15 protein-coding genes are annotated in these 15430 nt (G+C 66.1%); 7 read left to right on the top strand and 8 right to left on the bottom strand.

Annotated elements, in window-relative coordinates:
- The first annotated feature begins 14 nt into the window (after positions 1–14).
- Positions 15–1499 carry a mycofactocin dehydrogenase MftG gene (gene mftG / locus ON20_RS22575; RefSeq protein ID WP_040838360.1) on the top strand — a complete coding sequence of 495 codons (1485 nt, stop codon included), beginning with the start codon at positions 15–17 and terminating at the stop codon, positions 1497–1499.
- A gap of 349 nt (positions 1500–1848) precedes the next feature.
- Here the strand turns inward: mftG and ON20_RS22570 are convergent, their stop codons facing one another.
- Positions 1849–2145 carry a hypothetical protein gene (locus ON20_RS22570; RefSeq protein WP_157228951.1) on the bottom strand — a complete coding sequence of 99 codons (297 nt, stop codon included), beginning with the start codon at positions 2143–2145 and terminating at the stop codon, positions 1849–1851.
- A gap of 131 nt (positions 2146–2276) precedes the next feature.
- Positions 2277–3554 carry a TetR/AcrR family transcriptional regulator gene (locus ON20_RS22565; protein ID WP_040838358.1) on the bottom strand — a complete coding sequence of 426 codons (1278 nt, stop codon included), beginning with the start codon at positions 3552–3554 and terminating at the stop codon, positions 2277–2279.
- A 394-nt stretch (positions 3555–3948) separates the two neighbouring features.
- Here ON20_RS22565 and ON20_RS22560 point away from each other — a divergent pair, with 394 nt between their 5' ends.
- The gene (locus ON20_RS22560; RefSeq protein ID WP_040838356.1) at positions 3949–4395 is read left to right on the top strand and encodes a hypothetical protein; all 447 of its coding nucleotides are present in this window, start codon (positions 3949–3951) and stop codon (positions 4393–4395) included.
- A gap of 157 nt (positions 4396–4552) precedes the next feature.
- Here the strand turns inward: ON20_RS22560 and ON20_RS22555 are convergent, their stop codons facing one another.
- A complete protein-coding gene (locus ON20_RS22555) occupies positions 4553–5188 on the bottom strand; it encodes a putative DNA-mimic protein (RefSeq protein WP_051163121.1) in 636 nt (211 codons plus the stop codon).
- 138 nt (positions 5189–5326) lie between these two features.
- Between ON20_RS22555 and ON20_RS22550 the strand changes: the two genes are divergently transcribed.
- Complete coding sequence (locus tag ON20_RS22550) at positions 5327–6148, top strand: MerR family transcriptional regulator (RefSeq protein WP_245547396.1); 822 nt, start codon at positions 5327–5329, stop codon at positions 6146–6148.
- Here ON20_RS22550 and ON20_RS34720 read toward each other — a convergent pair.
- Positions 6145–6864: a flavin reductase family protein gene (locus tag ON20_RS34720; RefSeq protein ID WP_083865142.1), complete on the bottom strand. Its 720-nt coding sequence runs from the start codon at positions 6862–6864 to the stop codon at positions 6145–6147. The genes ON20_RS22550 and ON20_RS34720 overlap by 4 nt on opposite strands.
- Entirely contained in the window at positions 6864–8231 is a 1368-nt protein-coding gene (locus ON20_RS34715) for a helix-turn-helix transcriptional regulator (RefSeq protein WP_083865141.1), read from the bottom strand. The genes ON20_RS34720 and ON20_RS34715 overlap by 1 nt, the downstream gene beginning before the upstream one ends.
- A 746-nt stretch (positions 8232–8977) precedes the next feature.
- Here ON20_RS34715 and ON20_RS36665 point away from each other — a divergent pair.
- From ON20_RS36665 to ON20_RS22525, 4 genes are all read left to right on the top strand, one after another.
- On the top strand, positions 8978–9178 hold the full coding sequence (locus ON20_RS36665; RefSeq protein WP_157228950.1) for a hypothetical protein: 201 nt from the start codon (positions 8978–8980) through the stop codon (positions 9176–9178).
- Between the two features lie 125 nt (positions 9179–9303).
- Positions 9304–9603 (top strand): zf-HC2 domain-containing protein, encoded by a 300-nt coding sequence (locus ON20_RS36660; RefSeq protein WP_051163118.1) that lies wholly within the window; start codon positions 9304–9306, stop codon positions 9601–9603.
- A gap of 57 nt (positions 9604–9660) precedes the next feature.
- Positions 9661–10218, top strand: coding sequence for a hypothetical protein (locus ON20_RS22530; protein ID WP_218002592.1), 558 nt, complete (start codon positions 9661–9663; stop codon positions 10216–10218).
- Positions 10219–10541: 323 nt separating this feature from the next.
- Positions 10542–11150 (top strand): sigma-70 family RNA polymerase sigma factor, encoded by a 609-nt coding sequence (locus tag ON20_RS22525; RefSeq protein WP_040838352.1) that lies wholly within the window; start codon positions 10542–10544, stop codon positions 11148–11150.
- An 80-nt stretch (positions 11151–11230) separates the two neighbouring features.
- On the opposite strand, the gene ON20_RS22520 is transcribed toward ON20_RS22525, so the two are convergent.
- The 3 genes from ON20_RS22520 to ON20_RS22510 form a co-directional block, all read right to left on the bottom strand.
- Entirely contained in the window at positions 11231–11929 is a 699-nt protein-coding gene (locus tag ON20_RS22520; protein ID WP_040838350.1) for a DUF8020 domain-containing protein, read from the bottom strand.
- A 102-nt stretch (positions 11930–12031) separates the two neighbouring features.
- A complete protein-coding gene (locus ON20_RS22515) occupies positions 12032–13729 on the bottom strand; it encodes a class I adenylate-forming enzyme family protein (RefSeq protein ID WP_218002591.1) in 1698 nt (565 codons plus the stop codon).
- On the bottom strand, positions 13726–15408 hold the full coding sequence (locus ON20_RS22510; protein ID WP_051163114.1) for a CoA transferase: 1683 nt from the start codon (positions 15406–15408) through the stop codon (positions 13726–13728). The genes ON20_RS22515 and ON20_RS22510 overlap by 4 nt, the downstream gene beginning before the upstream one ends.
- Positions 15409–15430 lie beyond the last annotated feature (22 nt).

Genomic DNA, 15430 nt, shown 5'->3' with positions numbered 1-15430 from the left:
CGGATCCGTCGCAGATGGTGCACACCCTGATCGTCGGCGCCGGAACCTCCGGCTGTGTGCTGGCGGCCAGGCTGAGCGAGGACCCCTCGCATATCGTGCGCGTGGTGGAGGCCGGCCCGGTGTGGACCACCGCCGAACTGTTCCCCGAGGAACTGCGCGACGGCACCGGTCTCCCGCTCGCCGCGGACGCCCCCTGGCTGCGGCGCTATCCGGTCGAACTCACCGCCGGGCGGTCCGGAAGTATTGTGCGCGGCACGGTGGTCGGCGGTTCCGGATCCGTCAACGGCTGCTATTTCGTCCGCGCCACCGCCGGGGACTTCGCCGCCTGGAGCAGCGAAGCCGGCAGTCGCGCATGGGATTTCCAGGCGGTCCTGCCGTACTACCGCGCGCTCGAACACGACTACGACTACGCCGACCTCCCCGGGCACGGCCGCGGGGGACCGGTTCCGGTGCGGCGGATCTTTCGGGCCGCGGGCCTCACCGAGGACTTCGCCGCGGCATGCGATGAACTGGGCTTTCCCCCGGTCGCCGACTGGAACGCGATGCCCGGCGGGCCGGATTCCGGGGTGGGGCCGGTGCCGTGCAATATCGGTCCCGCCGACGAGGCCGGACGCCGGGAGCGGATAGGCACCGCCCGGTCGTACCTGCTGCCGGTGCTGCCGCGCCCGAACCTGACCATCACGGGAAACACGGCCGTCACCCGGCTACGTTTTCGTGGAGACCGCGTGACGGGCGTGGACTGCCTGATCGAAGGCCGCGAACAGACGCTGTGGGCCGACCGGGTGGTGCTGTGCGCGGGCACGATCGAAACGGCCGCCCTGCTACTGCGTTCCGGTGTAGGGCCGCCCGACCAATTGAAGGCGCTGGGGATCTCGGTGGTATGTCCGTCCCCTGTCGGCGCGTGGTGCCTCGACCATCCCGAAATCGGGATCACCTACCGTCACCCGGCGGCGCTGGGGCGAACGGTGCCGCTGGAATCCGTCCTGGCCTTCGAGGATATCGAGATCCGCCCGTACACGGCCGTTTTTGTACCCGGGGTACGGCAGCTGGGAGTCGCCCTCATGCGCCCGCACGGCAGCGGATCCCTGCGGTTGCGGTCGGCCGATCCGCTGGTGCCGCCGATCATCGAATACCGGTATCTCACCGAAGGAACCGATCTGTCCCGGCTGGGCAGCGCCTCGGTACTGGCCATAGACCTGCTGCGGCGAATGGGGGCGCAACCGGTGGGCTCCGCCGATCCCCAGTGGGATGGAACGGTCCCGGCCGCCGTGCCAGGTGAGTGGCTGACCCGTTCTCTGGGCACCTCGCAACATCTGTCCGGAACCTGCCGCATGGGTTCGGTGACCGATCCGCGCGCGGTGGTCGATGATCGGGGTGCGGTACACGGAATCTCCGGTTTGTCGGTGGCCGACCTCTCCATCGTTCCGGTGGCCCTGTGCCGGGGACCGCAGGCGACGACGGTGCTACTCGCGGAACGGATTGCGGAGTATCTGCGCTGATCACGGGCCTGGCGCGCCGATTTCCGCGGCGGTACCCGGCGAGATGCCGATCGCATGTGATCAATGCGCTGCCAACACGACTCGGCGCAAATGCACCGAAAACTCGGGACACCCCGACGGGATCTCCCCGGTATCTCGGCGATTGCCAGTACCCTGGACAGCGGTGTGAACGAGATCCCAAGTGCGACTCGAGATCACCGGATTCCACGCCGGCGCCGGACACGGGGAAGGTCCGGCACCGGCGGGGATCATCCGGGGAAATCCGCTGATACAGTGAGATTTCCGTCAACTCCCCTGATGGTGCTGCGTAGATGGTTGTACGCCAATCCATTAACGAGAAATTCGCTGCTTACGTCCACGGTGTAGCATCCCGCGCTCGTCCGGTTCGGTTCAGATCGGCAGTTTGTTCTTCCGGATCCTTCTCCGCACTTTCGCCGATCTGGTGGTCGCGCTGATCGAAGGAACGCAGCGCCGCTTCGGTCGGAGTTGCCACACCGCCGCCTCTCCAGATTGACGTCGACAAGGGTCCCACTGTGTTGTGTCCTGATCCGTTCCAGGAGCCGACAGCTGGTATGCCGAGGTCGACGGGGGCGACTTTGCGCTGGTCGAAGTGCTCCTCGAACCCGAGCCATTCGACTTGGGTCACGGGACGGTAATCATCGACCGGTCGTGCTCGGCGGTGACGGTCGAGGTATGCCCGGTTGGCCATGGTGATGCGGATGGAGAAGGTCGACGGGCGCCGGCCGGTCGACCAGATGAACAACCCATTCGAACCGGTTACCCGATAGGCCGTCGGTCCTGGGCCGGTCGCCCGAACAGCACGGTCTGTACCAGGCGCGCGACCCGCTCCTGGGACGCGATGGGGGCGGTGTCGAACGTCTGCCCGAGGTCGACGACCAGTGCGAAGCCGGCATGCACCAAAAATCGCGACTGCGCCGAGGACAGGTCGGGACGGACCTCGCGCAGCAATCGCGCCCACTCCTCGACGCTGACCCGCTGGATATTGCGCAACGCGGTTCGTTGCTCGGCCGGGACATGCTGGAATTCGGTGTAGTAGACGAAGGTGAGCGCGCGTTCGGCGAACGAGCCGTCCACATACTGGCGGATCAGCGAGGTCAGCGCCGCCTCCGCGTTATCGGTCACCGCCACCGCCGGGCCGATGGCGCCGGCCACTCGGTCGGCGGCGCGCCGGAACGCGGCGGTCAGGATATCGCTTTTACCGCGGTAGAAGCGGTAGACCGCCGATGCGGCGGATAGGCCGGCGGCGGTGGCGATATCCTCCACGCTCACGTTCGGATAGCCGCGCGCGTGAAACAGTTCGACCGCCTTGCGCAGCAGTAGTTCGTGTTTGAAGGACTCGGGGATTTCCACCGTCCGAGCGGGTTCTCCCTCGGTGGGCGGTGGCAGTGTCGCGCCCGCGAGGTCCATACACGCCGAGACCAACAGGGAGGTCAGTGGTTTCGCCGGGAGCGAGGCATGGTGGTCGGCGATGCTGGTGATGGTCGACAGAATGGAGGCGACCAGGACTCCGCGGTCGCCGTCGGAGAGTTCGGGACGCAGCAGCGCGAGTTGGGTGTCGAGCGCGGACAGGATGGTGGTCTGCTGCTCGATACGGACCCGCTCGTCAGGGTCCTCCAGGTAGCGGCCCTCCCAGCGGACCAGGGTGACACTGGTGCGGTTGGTCACCGTGACGGTGATCAGGGTGTCGAGAAGATGGCGGAACCGACGCTCGGGCGGCCACTGCCCCGCCTCGTCCGGCAACCGCACCGATTCGGTCATGGCCTGGCCGACCCGCAGCAGTTCCTCCCGGAACAGCGCGTACTTGCTGGGGTAGTGCCGGTAGAGGGCGGCGGAGCTGATACCGAGGCCGGAGGCGATATCCTCCATGCTCACGCCGTGGTAGCCGAGCGTTCCGAACGCGTTGGCCGCTGCCGCGGCGATCTGGGCCCGGCGGTTCTTCGGCCGGCGCCGGATCTGTCTGGGTGCCGGCTCGCCGGCCTTCGCGAGGTCTTGGCTTTCCCTCGCGCGCACGGAACGGCGATTATCGACACTCATCCGGCCATGTTATCGTCGGCCGGCTGGTCATCCGGCACTATGTTCCGACGCACCATCGCATTATCGCGCTCTTGTCGCGCGTCGGTGCATCGGGTCCCCGGCAGCGGGGCCGTGGCCTGCCGAGTCCTTCCCGATCGCCCTCCCGATCATCGTCTCCGAGTGCCCGAACGCAATGGCCGCCCGGCGCCATAGGAGGGACGCGTGGTGTCGGTTCGGTATGGTTCTCGCCGGCGACGAACTACCGATAATGTCGGTGGGGTACCCGATCACGCCTGTGACGGGGAGGTTCGGGCGGTGCCGACATCGTGAATTCGATTGCGTGTGTGAAAAACCCGCTTCGGGGTAGACGGACCAGGAGATCGGTAGACGGAACGAGCACGGAGGGGATTGATCAATGCGCATCGAATGCGCCATGGCCGGTATCGCACTCGCGGGGTTGGCCGCCGCCACCGCGGTCGCCGCACCGGCTCAAGCGTGGAGCCGCAGCCAGTACGTGGCGATGAACTGCTACGGCGTCAGCCCGAACCTCGTCGACCTGCCCTATAACGGAGGCGGCAGTGTGGTGACGAGTACGGACACTCCGGGAGTTTTCACCTTCACATCGAACAGCAGGAGCGTATTCGGCTACGCCACCGATGCGCGGGTCGAATGGCGCAACCTCGACAACGGCCGCACCGGGGTGCACCAGATCGGCTACCGGCACGGCATGAAGGAGACCGATGGCTACCAGCTCTACCAGGTGAACAGCGGTCCGGGGCGGGTGCGGATCACGATCTCCGCCGTCAACCACGGCCTGCTGGTTCTGCCCGCGCCGGTGTGCTCGGGCGAGATCACCGTGTGAGCGGTCTCGCCGCGTCGGCCTTCAACCGTCGCCGGCGCATCTCGGTGCGGACCGTCCGACTCGGGGCCCATCGGTCCACTCACCCGATCCGCCCGGCGCTCCCGACCGTCCGGGCGGATCGGGTGTACCGGTCGAGCGGGAGTAGACCGGTAGTTCCTCAGCAGAAGGTGATGACGGTGTTGTTCGCCACGGAGACGCGGGCCGCCTCGTAGAGGAGCACCCACGTCTCCCGTTCGCGGTACAGCGGGTGTTCGTCGTTGTGCTCTTCGTAGATCCGGTCGATTTCGGTATCGGTCAGTTCGCCGTCGGACACGGTGATGCCGAGATACGGTGCCACGTAGACGAGTTCGCGCAGCAACGCCATGCTCGATCCGACCATGCCGCCGGGCAGGCCCAGTTCGTCGTCCGGGAAAAGCACCTCGTCGAAATCGACCGGTACGTAGTAACCCTCACAGTCCGAATGACAGAGGAGATGGGACTCGAACATGTAGACGAGGCTGTCGAGCACCGGATCGTCGGTCGGGTCCTCACCGTCCGCGACAGGGGCCAGCGGTTCGTCGGGATTTTCGTACGCCCGTGCGTACGCGCGCCGGAGGTAGTGCACGAAACTGTAGGGAACGCTGCCCACCCGATCCCGTGGAGTCTCCGCGCCGCGAGCCGTCGCCTCGTGATGGAGTGGGAGTTTCTCGGCGATCAGCAGCTCGTTGAGCGCGCGAAGGTGATCCCGCAGCTCGTCGAGAAGTTCGGGGTCGTCGTCCTCGATCAGTGCATCGGCGTATGTGTGTGTTGCCACCGCTAGTCCCATGCGCCAGAGGCTAGCGGGCCCGGGTGACATAAAGGCCATCGCTGCCATCTCGGCATGGTGGGGCACTCGGTCAACGCCTTCGCAGGGCTTGCACCTCACGTAACGTGACGTTCTATGGTCGGATCCGTGACGAAGACCGGCAGCGACAGGACACAGCGCGGGACCGATAGCGCCGTCAAGGTCGGCGAATTGGCGGCCGCGACCGGGCTCACCGTGCGCACCCTGCACTACTACGACGAGATCGGACTGTTGTCACCATCTCGACGGACCGGTGCCGGGCACCGACTGTACTCGGCCAGGGATGTGGAGCGGCTCTACCGTATCGGGCTGCTCCGGCAGCTCGGGCTGCGGTTGGACGAGGTCGCCGCCGCACTCGGCGATCCGGACTGGGATCTGCTCGCCACCGTGAACCGTCACATCGCCCGCCTCGATCAGCGGCTCGGCGTAGAACACCGGCTGCGCAACCGCCTGGCCGCGATGGCCGAGGCCCTTGCCCGACACCGTGGGCTCGATATCCGCGAACTCCTCGACACATTGGAGGACATGGCAATGCTCGACACCAAGATCCAACGCCGCATCCCCACCCTGGTCTACCGCGATATCGCGGCGGCCCACGAATTCCTCACCACCGTCTTCGGTTTCGAACCGGGCCGCATCGCGCGCACGCCCGACGGAACCGTCTACCACGCCGAGGTCACCGCCGGGGACGGAGTGATCTGGCTGCATCAGGTCTCCGAACAGTTCGGACTGCACTCACCGCAGACCTTGGGCGCATGTACCGATGGAATGTCGATCGTCGTCGACGATGTCGACGCCCACCACCGGCACGCCGAACAGCGGGGTGCGGACATCGTCTACTCACCGACCGACCAACCCTACGGATACCGCGAGTACAGCGCCCGTGACCTCGAGCAGCGGTTGTGGTCGTTCATGTCACCGCTGACCTAGAGCCCGTTCTCAGGGGCCGGTTGTGAGGTAAGCCCGGCCGGAGGAACGGGCGGCAGGCCTTTATGGACCCCGCCTACTGTGGAATCTCTTCCGGAGGTATCCATTGCCGATACGACCTCGGAGGATGCTCGGGCCTCGTCCTCGAAGTAGGGTACAGAGGACAATTCATCAGCGGCCGTAGTGAAGAGATTCCCCGTCTGCTGCATCACAGGTTTCACAGAGCCCATGGGTGTGCCGTCGGAATGAAGGTACTCTGGATTGAACCAGGCCTCCTCCACCTCCCCTACAAATATTCCGTGGTTGCCGGACAAGTCTATACGGGCAATAATTCGACAGCTCATCCAGCCGATTCCGGACGGAGTAATCGGACCATATGCAGAACGCTCATTGTCTAAATCGATTCCGCTGGCAACAAGTTTGTCTGTCGTGGAATCGAACGCAAACCCAGAATATTTCGAACCCAATTTCCAAACCGCATCCAACCGGGTGTATAACGGGACGCTGACAGTGAAGCCAGCTGCGGTTGAGAGATTGCGGTATGTCTGCCATTTCTTGAAGACTGCCGCAGCGATAAGTTGAGGCTCGGTTGATACCGATGTCAAGTTGGAAACAGGGATGAGGTCCGGTTCTCCTTGTTCACCCCTGGTCCCGATGAGATAAGCAATGCGGGGAGCGAGTAGCCGGTGCGCCACGGCGTGCGCTTTTGTATCCGACATTATTCGGCCTCCTTCCGACTCGGTTTGAAATTTTGGATCGCTTCCTCGAGTTCCCGGCTCATGCTGGCGTCGAGCCGCCCCGCATCGGCTCTCAATCGTTGTAAACCCGAAATTATCTGGGGGATCCGTTGGACGTAAGGGATTGTGAGTACGGGATGCAGGACTTTTAGTGCGGCATCAGGACCTTCGAGGTGCAGGAGAGCGCGAGCAAGATTGATCTGCGCAAGAGTGAGCGTTGTGGGCCAAGTATGCGACTGGATAGGCGAATACAAGACTATGGTCTCGTTCGCTTCCGAGGCCACTTTTGACCATTCGCCGAGTTCTGCGTACGTCATGGCGTTGTAATAATGCTGCCGGGCGGGCGAGAATGAGAATGTGGAACCGAGATAGGAGAGATCGTCATTTATTGGCAGTTGCTCTCGCATGTCGAGCGCGGAATATATTGCTCGCTGCGCAGAATTTCTATTTCCTAGCTTTGCATAAGCGCGCGCAGTCAGTCCGGAAAGCCGTATACCGGGGATGCCATGAGTACTTCCCGCCCTGTCTGCTTCGGTCAAAACGCTTTCAGGTGTTCCCCACCAAGAGGCAATCATTGCACGGGTGCAGTGCGCCCACGTTTCCAGCGGTCTATGCCCTGCAAGCTTTGCATATATCGTGGCACTCCTGGTTTGTGTAAAGGCTGCGTTCGGCTCGGCCAAATCGTGCGAAACCGAGCCGAGAAGAGCGCATACGGCAGACATGAGAACGTATAGCTCACGAATGTCGGAAGGTCGTACCGCGAAGACGAGTTGCGCGGCTATGCTGTCGCGGAGAGAAACAAGGTCTACGAAGACGCCGTGGAGATCAGGCGCCAGCACGTAGGTGGTTGCGACCCTTCGCAAATCATCAGTGGTGTCCTCGATAGTATGCGCCGCAATCGGTGGTCGATTCAGTGCACCGCTGAGCCGGGATGACTCATGCGCAGCCCCCAGTACGAGATCGCGAAGTCCGGTACCAGTAGCTATCCCGATCCCTAAAGCGCGCAGCGCGTCTCGTCGCTTCGTCGAATTACCTCCTGCCTCCGGAGACGGTGTGTCATCCACCGTCTGCTCGCGCAGTGACCGGCGTTCCCTATTTGCTCGCCGCTGCAAAGCAACCAGTCGTCCCTGGGCGGCCAATGCGGCGTCTATAGCAGCAACAAGCTCACGGGAAGGAAGGTTGGTGTCCTCCCATTCGGCCATGGAGACGTACTGGCGAGAATAGCCGATCCTTACCGCCAAGACGCGTTGGCTGAGCCCTGCTTCGAGCCTCAGCCGTCTTATTTCGCGAGCCAACTGGTTGGCGATTGTCGCTGAATGGTGCTCGTGTTCATTGATCAGTTCGTTCATCGTATCCCCCTGCGCATGGGTTCATTCTGGCCTACGACACTGCCGTGGCAAGCCGGCTTTCGATGACTTGCCACCTTTCTTGCCTCCTGAGCTCATCGGTTTGCTCGATGTGGGCACGGCACGTCGGCCACGGATGTGAGCCGATACAAGTCCTGACAGCGAGGAGGTAACTATGGCGTTGTCCTTCGGGCACGAGGGATTTTCCATCGCCCTGCGGTGCAACCAACCCGTGCGCGTGACAAGTTACGAGGAAGCCGAGACTCTGCTGCGCATACATCATCACTGCTCTTCCGATGTGTGCTGCGCGCGGCGTTCGGCTCGGGCTTTCCTCGATAGCGTGACGGGTAGACGCTCGGACGAATCGGATCGTCCGGAGCGGTCCGATCATTCCGTAGGGGAGTAGACCGCGATGTCTCTCCCACACAAACGCCGCTCGCACATCGCGTGAAAGTGCCTACAGCGGAAAGGCTTTCACTACTGGTGGATGTCCCCGACATCGCCGTCCTCGAACGGATCGTGGAATCACTGCGATCCCCCGAACACTCACGCGGCCACCGAGACCAGGACCGGTGATCCTGCCGTACATCGGCATCGACGCCGCGCGAACCGTCTACCGCCGCCATCGAAATCACGACATCACCGAATGCACCGCGAAGAGGTGGGCGGTTCGTGTCCTCCACTACGCCGGGCTTCTCACGCCACCTCGGTTGGCGAACGATCACTTCTCACCCACATCGGGAGCTTCCATGATCGACGACCCTCGTTACCGTGGTCTGCTCATCTTCTCCGACGGCACCGTATCGGCACTCGGGGACGACGGGTTTCCCGTGGAACTCGAGGACCTGGAACCGTCCACGCCCACTGTCCCCGGCGCGGCGGAGTGTCCGAGCGGCGATATCGATCCTTTCGATGGCACGGGCACCGAGGACCCTCCGGTGCCGGATTGATGTCTCGAGGATCGTCGGTGTGCTGCCACGCCCGTCGCCGAGTGGGAGTGTCTCGGCTGCCCGGACGCCGCGACGTTCGCAACCGCGAACCCTTCCACGCTCACTATCGGTGCCAGAATCGGGGCGTGGATTGCTCGGTCACAAGGGAAGCACTCTCGGCACGCCTCGACGGCGAACCCGACGATATCCCGTCGGCCGAGGTGGACGCGCATATCGAGCACTGCGCGGAATGCCGCCGGTGGTACACCGCCGCCGCCGAACTCACTCGTCGGACGCGCGTCGGACTCGCGCCGCGGGCGCCCGATCTGACCGCCCGCATCCTCGAGGCGTTCGACAACCGTTCCCGACCGGGCGACGCCGTCGCGACCGAGACGAACACCACGCCGCCCGCCGCGCCGACCCGGGTTCCCAGGGCCGAGCAGTAGCCCATACTTGATCGTGTTCGACGCGCGGAGACGACGATGGGTGGTGCGATGACCTCGATGCACACACCCGCGATCCGGGTGGTTCGCGCATCGGTTTTCGCACTCGTCTGCGTACTGCTTTCGGCGATCGGGCATGCCGAGGTGTCGGGTCACGCGTTGTCGCCGTCGACGCTGGTACTCGCGGTGCTCGGGGTCGCCGGCGGTGCCTGGGCATTCGCCGAACGGCAGGTGGGGTTGTGCGCCATCGGTGCCGGGCTGCTGGCCGGGCAGGGCGTGCTGCACATGTGGTATTCGGTGGCGCCGTCGGCCGCTGTCCACGGTCGGGCGCATGAGGTTCCGTCCGCCCTGCACGGGACGCCGGCAATGGTGGGTGCGCACTGTCTGGCCGCTCTCGTCTGCTCGGTGTGGCTGTGGCGGGGGGAGCGAACCTTCTTCACGTTGCTGGGCACGCTCTGCGCTCGGGCCCTCGTCCCGCTGTTCCTGTTGGCAGGCGCCCGTTTCCACCTCGCCGGCCCGCCGGTGCTGTTGTGTCCGACCGGGCGGGAACCCATTCCGCCTCGGATCGGTGACATACTGCGCCATTCGATGGATCGGCGGGGACCGCCCCGGTTCTGAGTTCGCTCGCAGAACCCGCCGATGCCGGCCGGCGCGCCCGCCGGCCCGACCGTTTCGCACGCACCCGACTGCGCGAGATCGGCGGACGTCACCTCCGGCCGTTGTCCGGCCGCGAGAGCGCCGTGAACACCCGGTGCCGAAGGCCCGTGACCATTCGAGCGCGGACCGTGCGGCAGCGGACTCGACGGGATGTCGCCTGTGCGCGTCCCCTGAACCGAAGAGAACCCAGATGTATTCGTTATGCCCTCGATTTCCGCACCGCATACCGGACGGTCCCGCACCAACCGTCGATTCCTCCTGCTCGGCTCTGCCCTGGACCGGCGATGTCATCCGATGACCAGGACCAGGTGACCGCGTTGGCGCTGGCCGCGGGCGCGGGTGATCGGCACGCCCTCGAGGAATTCGTGCGCCGGACCCAACACGAGGTGTGGCGTTTCGTCGCGCATCTCACCGATGTGCAGTCGGCCGACGATCTCACCCAGGAGACATTCCTCCGAGTGCTCGGCAGCCTGCCGCGGTTCGCCGGACGGTCCTCGGCGCGGGTCTGGCTGTTGTCGATCGCCCGAAGAACCGTTGTCGACCGGATCCGCACCGCCGCCGCGCGACCCAAGATCACCCAGGGCTGCGATTGGCAGGCCGAGATGGATCGTCGGCGGAAAGGGGCGCAGAGCGATATCGGCGAGGAGGTGGTCATCGGCCAACTGCTGCGGTGGCTGCCGGACGACCGGCGAGAGGCGTTCGTGCTGACCCAGGTCTTCGGGTTGTCCTATGCCGAGGCGGCCGAAGCGGCGGACTGTCCTGTCGGCACCATCCGTTCGCGGGTGGCCCGAGCCCGGGAGACATTGGTGGAATTGTGGCAGGAGGCGGAACGCAGATCCGAAGCCATCCGATCGATGCCACGGGTGGGTTCGACACTGTCGGTGGCGCAGTGAGAGATTCGCGTGTACTGATGCAGGAATAAGCGCGGTGGTGCCGGCGGACGTTTTGCCCGCCGGCACCACCGTCGGCCGAATCAGGCTTCGTGCGGAGCGGGTATCGCCGGCGGGTGCGTATCTTCCCAGAACCGGATTCCGGCGGCGACAAGGGCGGGCAGACCGACGATAACCGTTCCGGCGACCGCGCCTATGGCGCCGAGCGCGGCACCGGTGATGAGGCAGCCGCCGATCGCGCCGGGGATGGCGAGCAGACCGATGGTCACGATCACGCCGGCGGCCGCGCCGACGATCCCGCCGGCCACACAGCCGATTCCCGCGCCGATCGCGCTGCCGAGCAGGCTGCCAACGGTGGTGGCCGTCATCATCGCCATGCCGAAGTCGTTCAGGGCGTCGCTGTCCGGGTGTGCGATCTCCTCGAGCTCCGCCGCGGTGGCGGGGTCGACCGGCCGTGCCGCGGCCGGATCGGTGACGGCGGTCAGAGTGACGGAGTTGTCGCCGTCGAGTCGCGCCGTGATCGGCAGCGCCGTGCCGCCGCGAATGTAGGTGAGTGGGAGCGAGGCGACGGTAGAGCCGTGCCGATCGATGAACCGCAGGTGGTTGTCGGCGACGGATACCGAGCCGGCGTCCATGTCGAGAACGACCGAGTGGTCGACGATAGTGCCGCGGAATCGGATATCGGGCGTGTCCTGAACCGGGTCGGCTGCCGCGGTGCCCGCGGTGATTCCCAGGGCGGAGATAACCAGGGCCGCTACCGCGGCCCCCTTACGGAAGACCATGTGTGTCTCTACTTCCGATCGTGTTGTGCTCAGCGAGAGCTTACTGTCGACCACAAGTCGACCGCGGTCTCTCCGTGGTTCCCAGCAGTGGTGTTATGTGGGTCACTCATGCGTCGAACTGGGTCTCTCACCTGCCATGTCCGAGGTGTCGTCCCTCCTTCGCCCGGCGTCGGCGGTTCGGCTTCGCGCGTACGCGCGGAGGGCGCGCCGGTCGACCTTTCCGGCGGGTCCCAGCGGCAATGCGGGAAGTCGGAGCAGGCGTTCGGGAAATTTGCGTGGTTCGAGCCCTGCCGCGGTCAGATGCCCGATGAGGTCGTCGAGGGTGACCGGCCGGGTCGCGGTGATACAGGCGCAGAGCCGTTCGCCGTAATGCGGGTCGGGGACGGGGATACAGGCGACGTCGGTGACGGCGGGGTGGGTGATGAGCAGCGCCTCGACCTCGGCGGGGCTGATATTGAGACCACCGCGGACGATGACGTCCTTGCTCCGGCCGACGACGGTGAGGTAGCCGTCGTCGTCGAATCGGCCGAGATCGCCGGTGCGGGTCCAGCCGTCGGGGGTGCGGAGTGTGCGGTCGAGGTCGGGGGCATCGACGTAACACAGCGGGGACATGGGTCCGCGGGCGATGATTTCGCCCACTCGACCGGCGGGCAGCGGTTCGTCGTCGCGGTCGACGATACGGATCTCGGCGACGGCCGGATCGGGGCGGCCGGCGGTGGTGGCACGTTCGTGCGGGTCGTCGAGTGCGGTGTGGGTGGATACACCGTCGGCCGAGCCGTAGAGGTTGATGATCGGAACTCCCATGAGCTCACGTCCCCGCCGCGCGGTTTCGGCGTCGAGGGGCGAACCGCCCAACACCACGGCCCGCAGACTCGACAGATCGGTCTGCTCGAGCCGAGGATGGTCGAGCAGCATGCGCAGCATGGTCGGCACACCCAGCAGATGTGTCGGACGGGCCCGGGCGACGGCGGCAAGGGTCGCCGCGGCATCGAATTTCGGTTGCAGTACCAGGCTCGCGCCGAACGCGGCGAGGGTGACCGCGGTACCGCTGGAACCGAATGCCGAGGCCAAGGGCACGAGGAACATATTGCGCATGGCGGCGGGATCGTCGTGCAAGGTGGCGAGCATGGCGCCGCGGCCGCCTATCAGGGCGTTATGGGAGTACAGGACCATTTTCGGTTCCGCCTCCGAACCCGAGGTGACCAGAATCCGCGCCGGGCTGTCGGGATCGTGGCGACCGGGTCGGAAGCCGTCGGGGTCGGGGGCGAGCAGAGCGTGAATGGGGACGCAGCCGCGGCAGGTGTGGTGGCCGACGCTGACCACGGCGCGCAGGCAGGGCAGTTCGGCGCTCATATCCCGGATGTTCGCCGCATTGTGGAAACCGTTGTGCTCGGTCGGTGCGAGCACCGCGACCGCGCCGGAGCGGCGGACCAGGTTGGCCGCCTCCCGGCTGCCGCGTCCGATGGGGAACGGCAGTGCGATGGCGCCGAGGGCGGCGATGGCCAGATCCGCGGCGCAGGCCAGCCGGCTGTTGGGCAACTGAACGGCCACCACGTCGGCGGCGCCGATGCCCAACCGGGCCAGCCCGGCGGCGAGGCGGCGGGCGAGAGTGTCGAGTTCGGCGTAGGTGACCGTGCCGTCGGCGTCGATTACCGCTTCGGCGTCCGGCCGCCGCGCGACGTGCTCGGCGAACATCGAGTAGATATCGCGGTCGGGGTAGTGGCCGGCCCGCGACCAGGTGCGGCGCAGATCGGTGGGAACCAGATCGCGGTAGTGTCCGGCGTTCTCGATACGGTTCACGACAGTCTCCAGGGAGTGGTCAGGGCCGGACAACCGTGCTCGTCGCGACCGATGACCGTCGCGAATCGGGGGTCGGTGAGCAGGTCGGCGAGATCGGTGGTGACGGTGACGGTCGCGTCACGGCCGGCACCGGCGTGCCATACGCCGCCGGATCGGAACGGTTGCCGCAGAGCGGCTTCCACCGAGGTGAGGCCGTGCCGCCGCAGGGTATCGGCGGCACCGAGCAGACTGCTCTCGACCGCGACACCGCCGGATGTCTCGCGGCGCGCCAGCAGCCCGATCACGGTGGCCTCGGCTCCCAGAATGCCGCCCAGGACGTCGAGCAGGGTCATCAACGACGGCGCCGGCGGTGTTTCGGGGGTGTCGACGAGATACGCCAGACCGGTGCGGGCCTGCACCATGAAATCGGTGCCCGGAGGGAGGTCGTCGAGTTCGAGCCCGGACCATCCGGATGTGTAGGTGTAGACGAGACCGGGCGGCAGATCGGTGGCCGACAGGCCCAGTTCCTCGGCCTTGCCGGGAGCCCAGTTGTGCAGGAAGACATCGGTTTCGGTCGCTGCCGCCCGCAGCGCGGCCCGGTCGTCGGGCGAGGTGATGTCGAATTCGACGGCGTCCTTGTCGCGGTTGAGGGCCAGCCAGCGGGCCGAGACATCGCCGCTGTAGGGCGGCATATCACGCAGTGGATCACCGCCGGGCGGTTCGATCCGGGTGACCCGGGCACCGAGCAGGCGCAGCAGGTGGGCGGCCATCGGCGCCTGCACGCGCCGTCCCGCCTCCAGCACCCGCAACCCGGCCAGCGGACCGGATACCGTGGCGGCCAGTGGGTCTCGCCGCCGGCCGGCTGCGTTGGGCAGCATACGGACCGCCCATGGTTCGGCGAGCGCGTCCGGTCGCGGGGTCGCCGGTTCGTCCGGCCGGTACAGCCGGCACACCGAGACACCGGCCTCGGCCGCGACGCGGGTGAGGGCCGCGAATCCGTGTGCCCGGGTCGCGTCGTGCAGGGCGGACGGTAGCGGTGCGGTGGCCGTGGCGTAGCGGAACTGGAACGGTTTCCAGCCCTTTCCGACGGTGCGCGGTTCGATGCCGAGCGCGGTCCAGAACGCCGCCCACGGCTCGGGCCGCAACGATTCGATTTCGAACCGGACGTCGTCGGCGCTGACGAACGGCGGTCCGCCCGGTGCGAGGTCGACCGCCTCCGGGTCGTCGGCGCCCGCCGCGGCCAGGTACTGCGATATCGCCAGCAGCGCGGTCTCGGCGACACCGGTCCGGACGGTCAGCTCGTCGACCGGTACCAACAGGCTCGCCAGCAGCCCGGTCATCCCGAGCGCGCCGGCGGCGGCGGCGCAGTAGTCCACCATCAGGGCTCGGGGTCGGCCGCCCCGTCGGCCGTTGACGTGCATCACCCCGCAGCCGGCCTGGACCGCCGTCTCATCGGTGATCGCCGGATCGGCGACCGATTCGGTCCAGGACACGATGAGCGTGCGGCGCCGGCCGTCGGCGAGCCGCAGCAGCGCGTTCGCCGCCGTGTCGACGGGTTCGGGGGCGTCGATGACCGCGACGCCGAGCGCGCGCAGTTGACGGCGCACGAGATCCGCCGCGGCGCCCACACCGCCGACGGATGCCGTGGATCCCGTCGACAACTGCGGAATCGCCCGGGCGAGTAGGGAGGTTTTCGTCATGACCGGCCTTCCACCGAGACAA

The sequence above is a fragment of the Nocardia brevicatena NBRC 12119 genome (assembly GCF_000308495.1).
In the GTDB taxonomy this organism is placed as follows: domain Bacteria; phylum Actinomycetota; class Actinomycetes; order Mycobacteriales; family Mycobacteriaceae; genus Nocardia; species Nocardia brevicatena.
The sequence above is the reverse complement of the archived record's forward strand: the minus strand, read 5'-3'. Positions and strand labels throughout refer to the sequence as shown.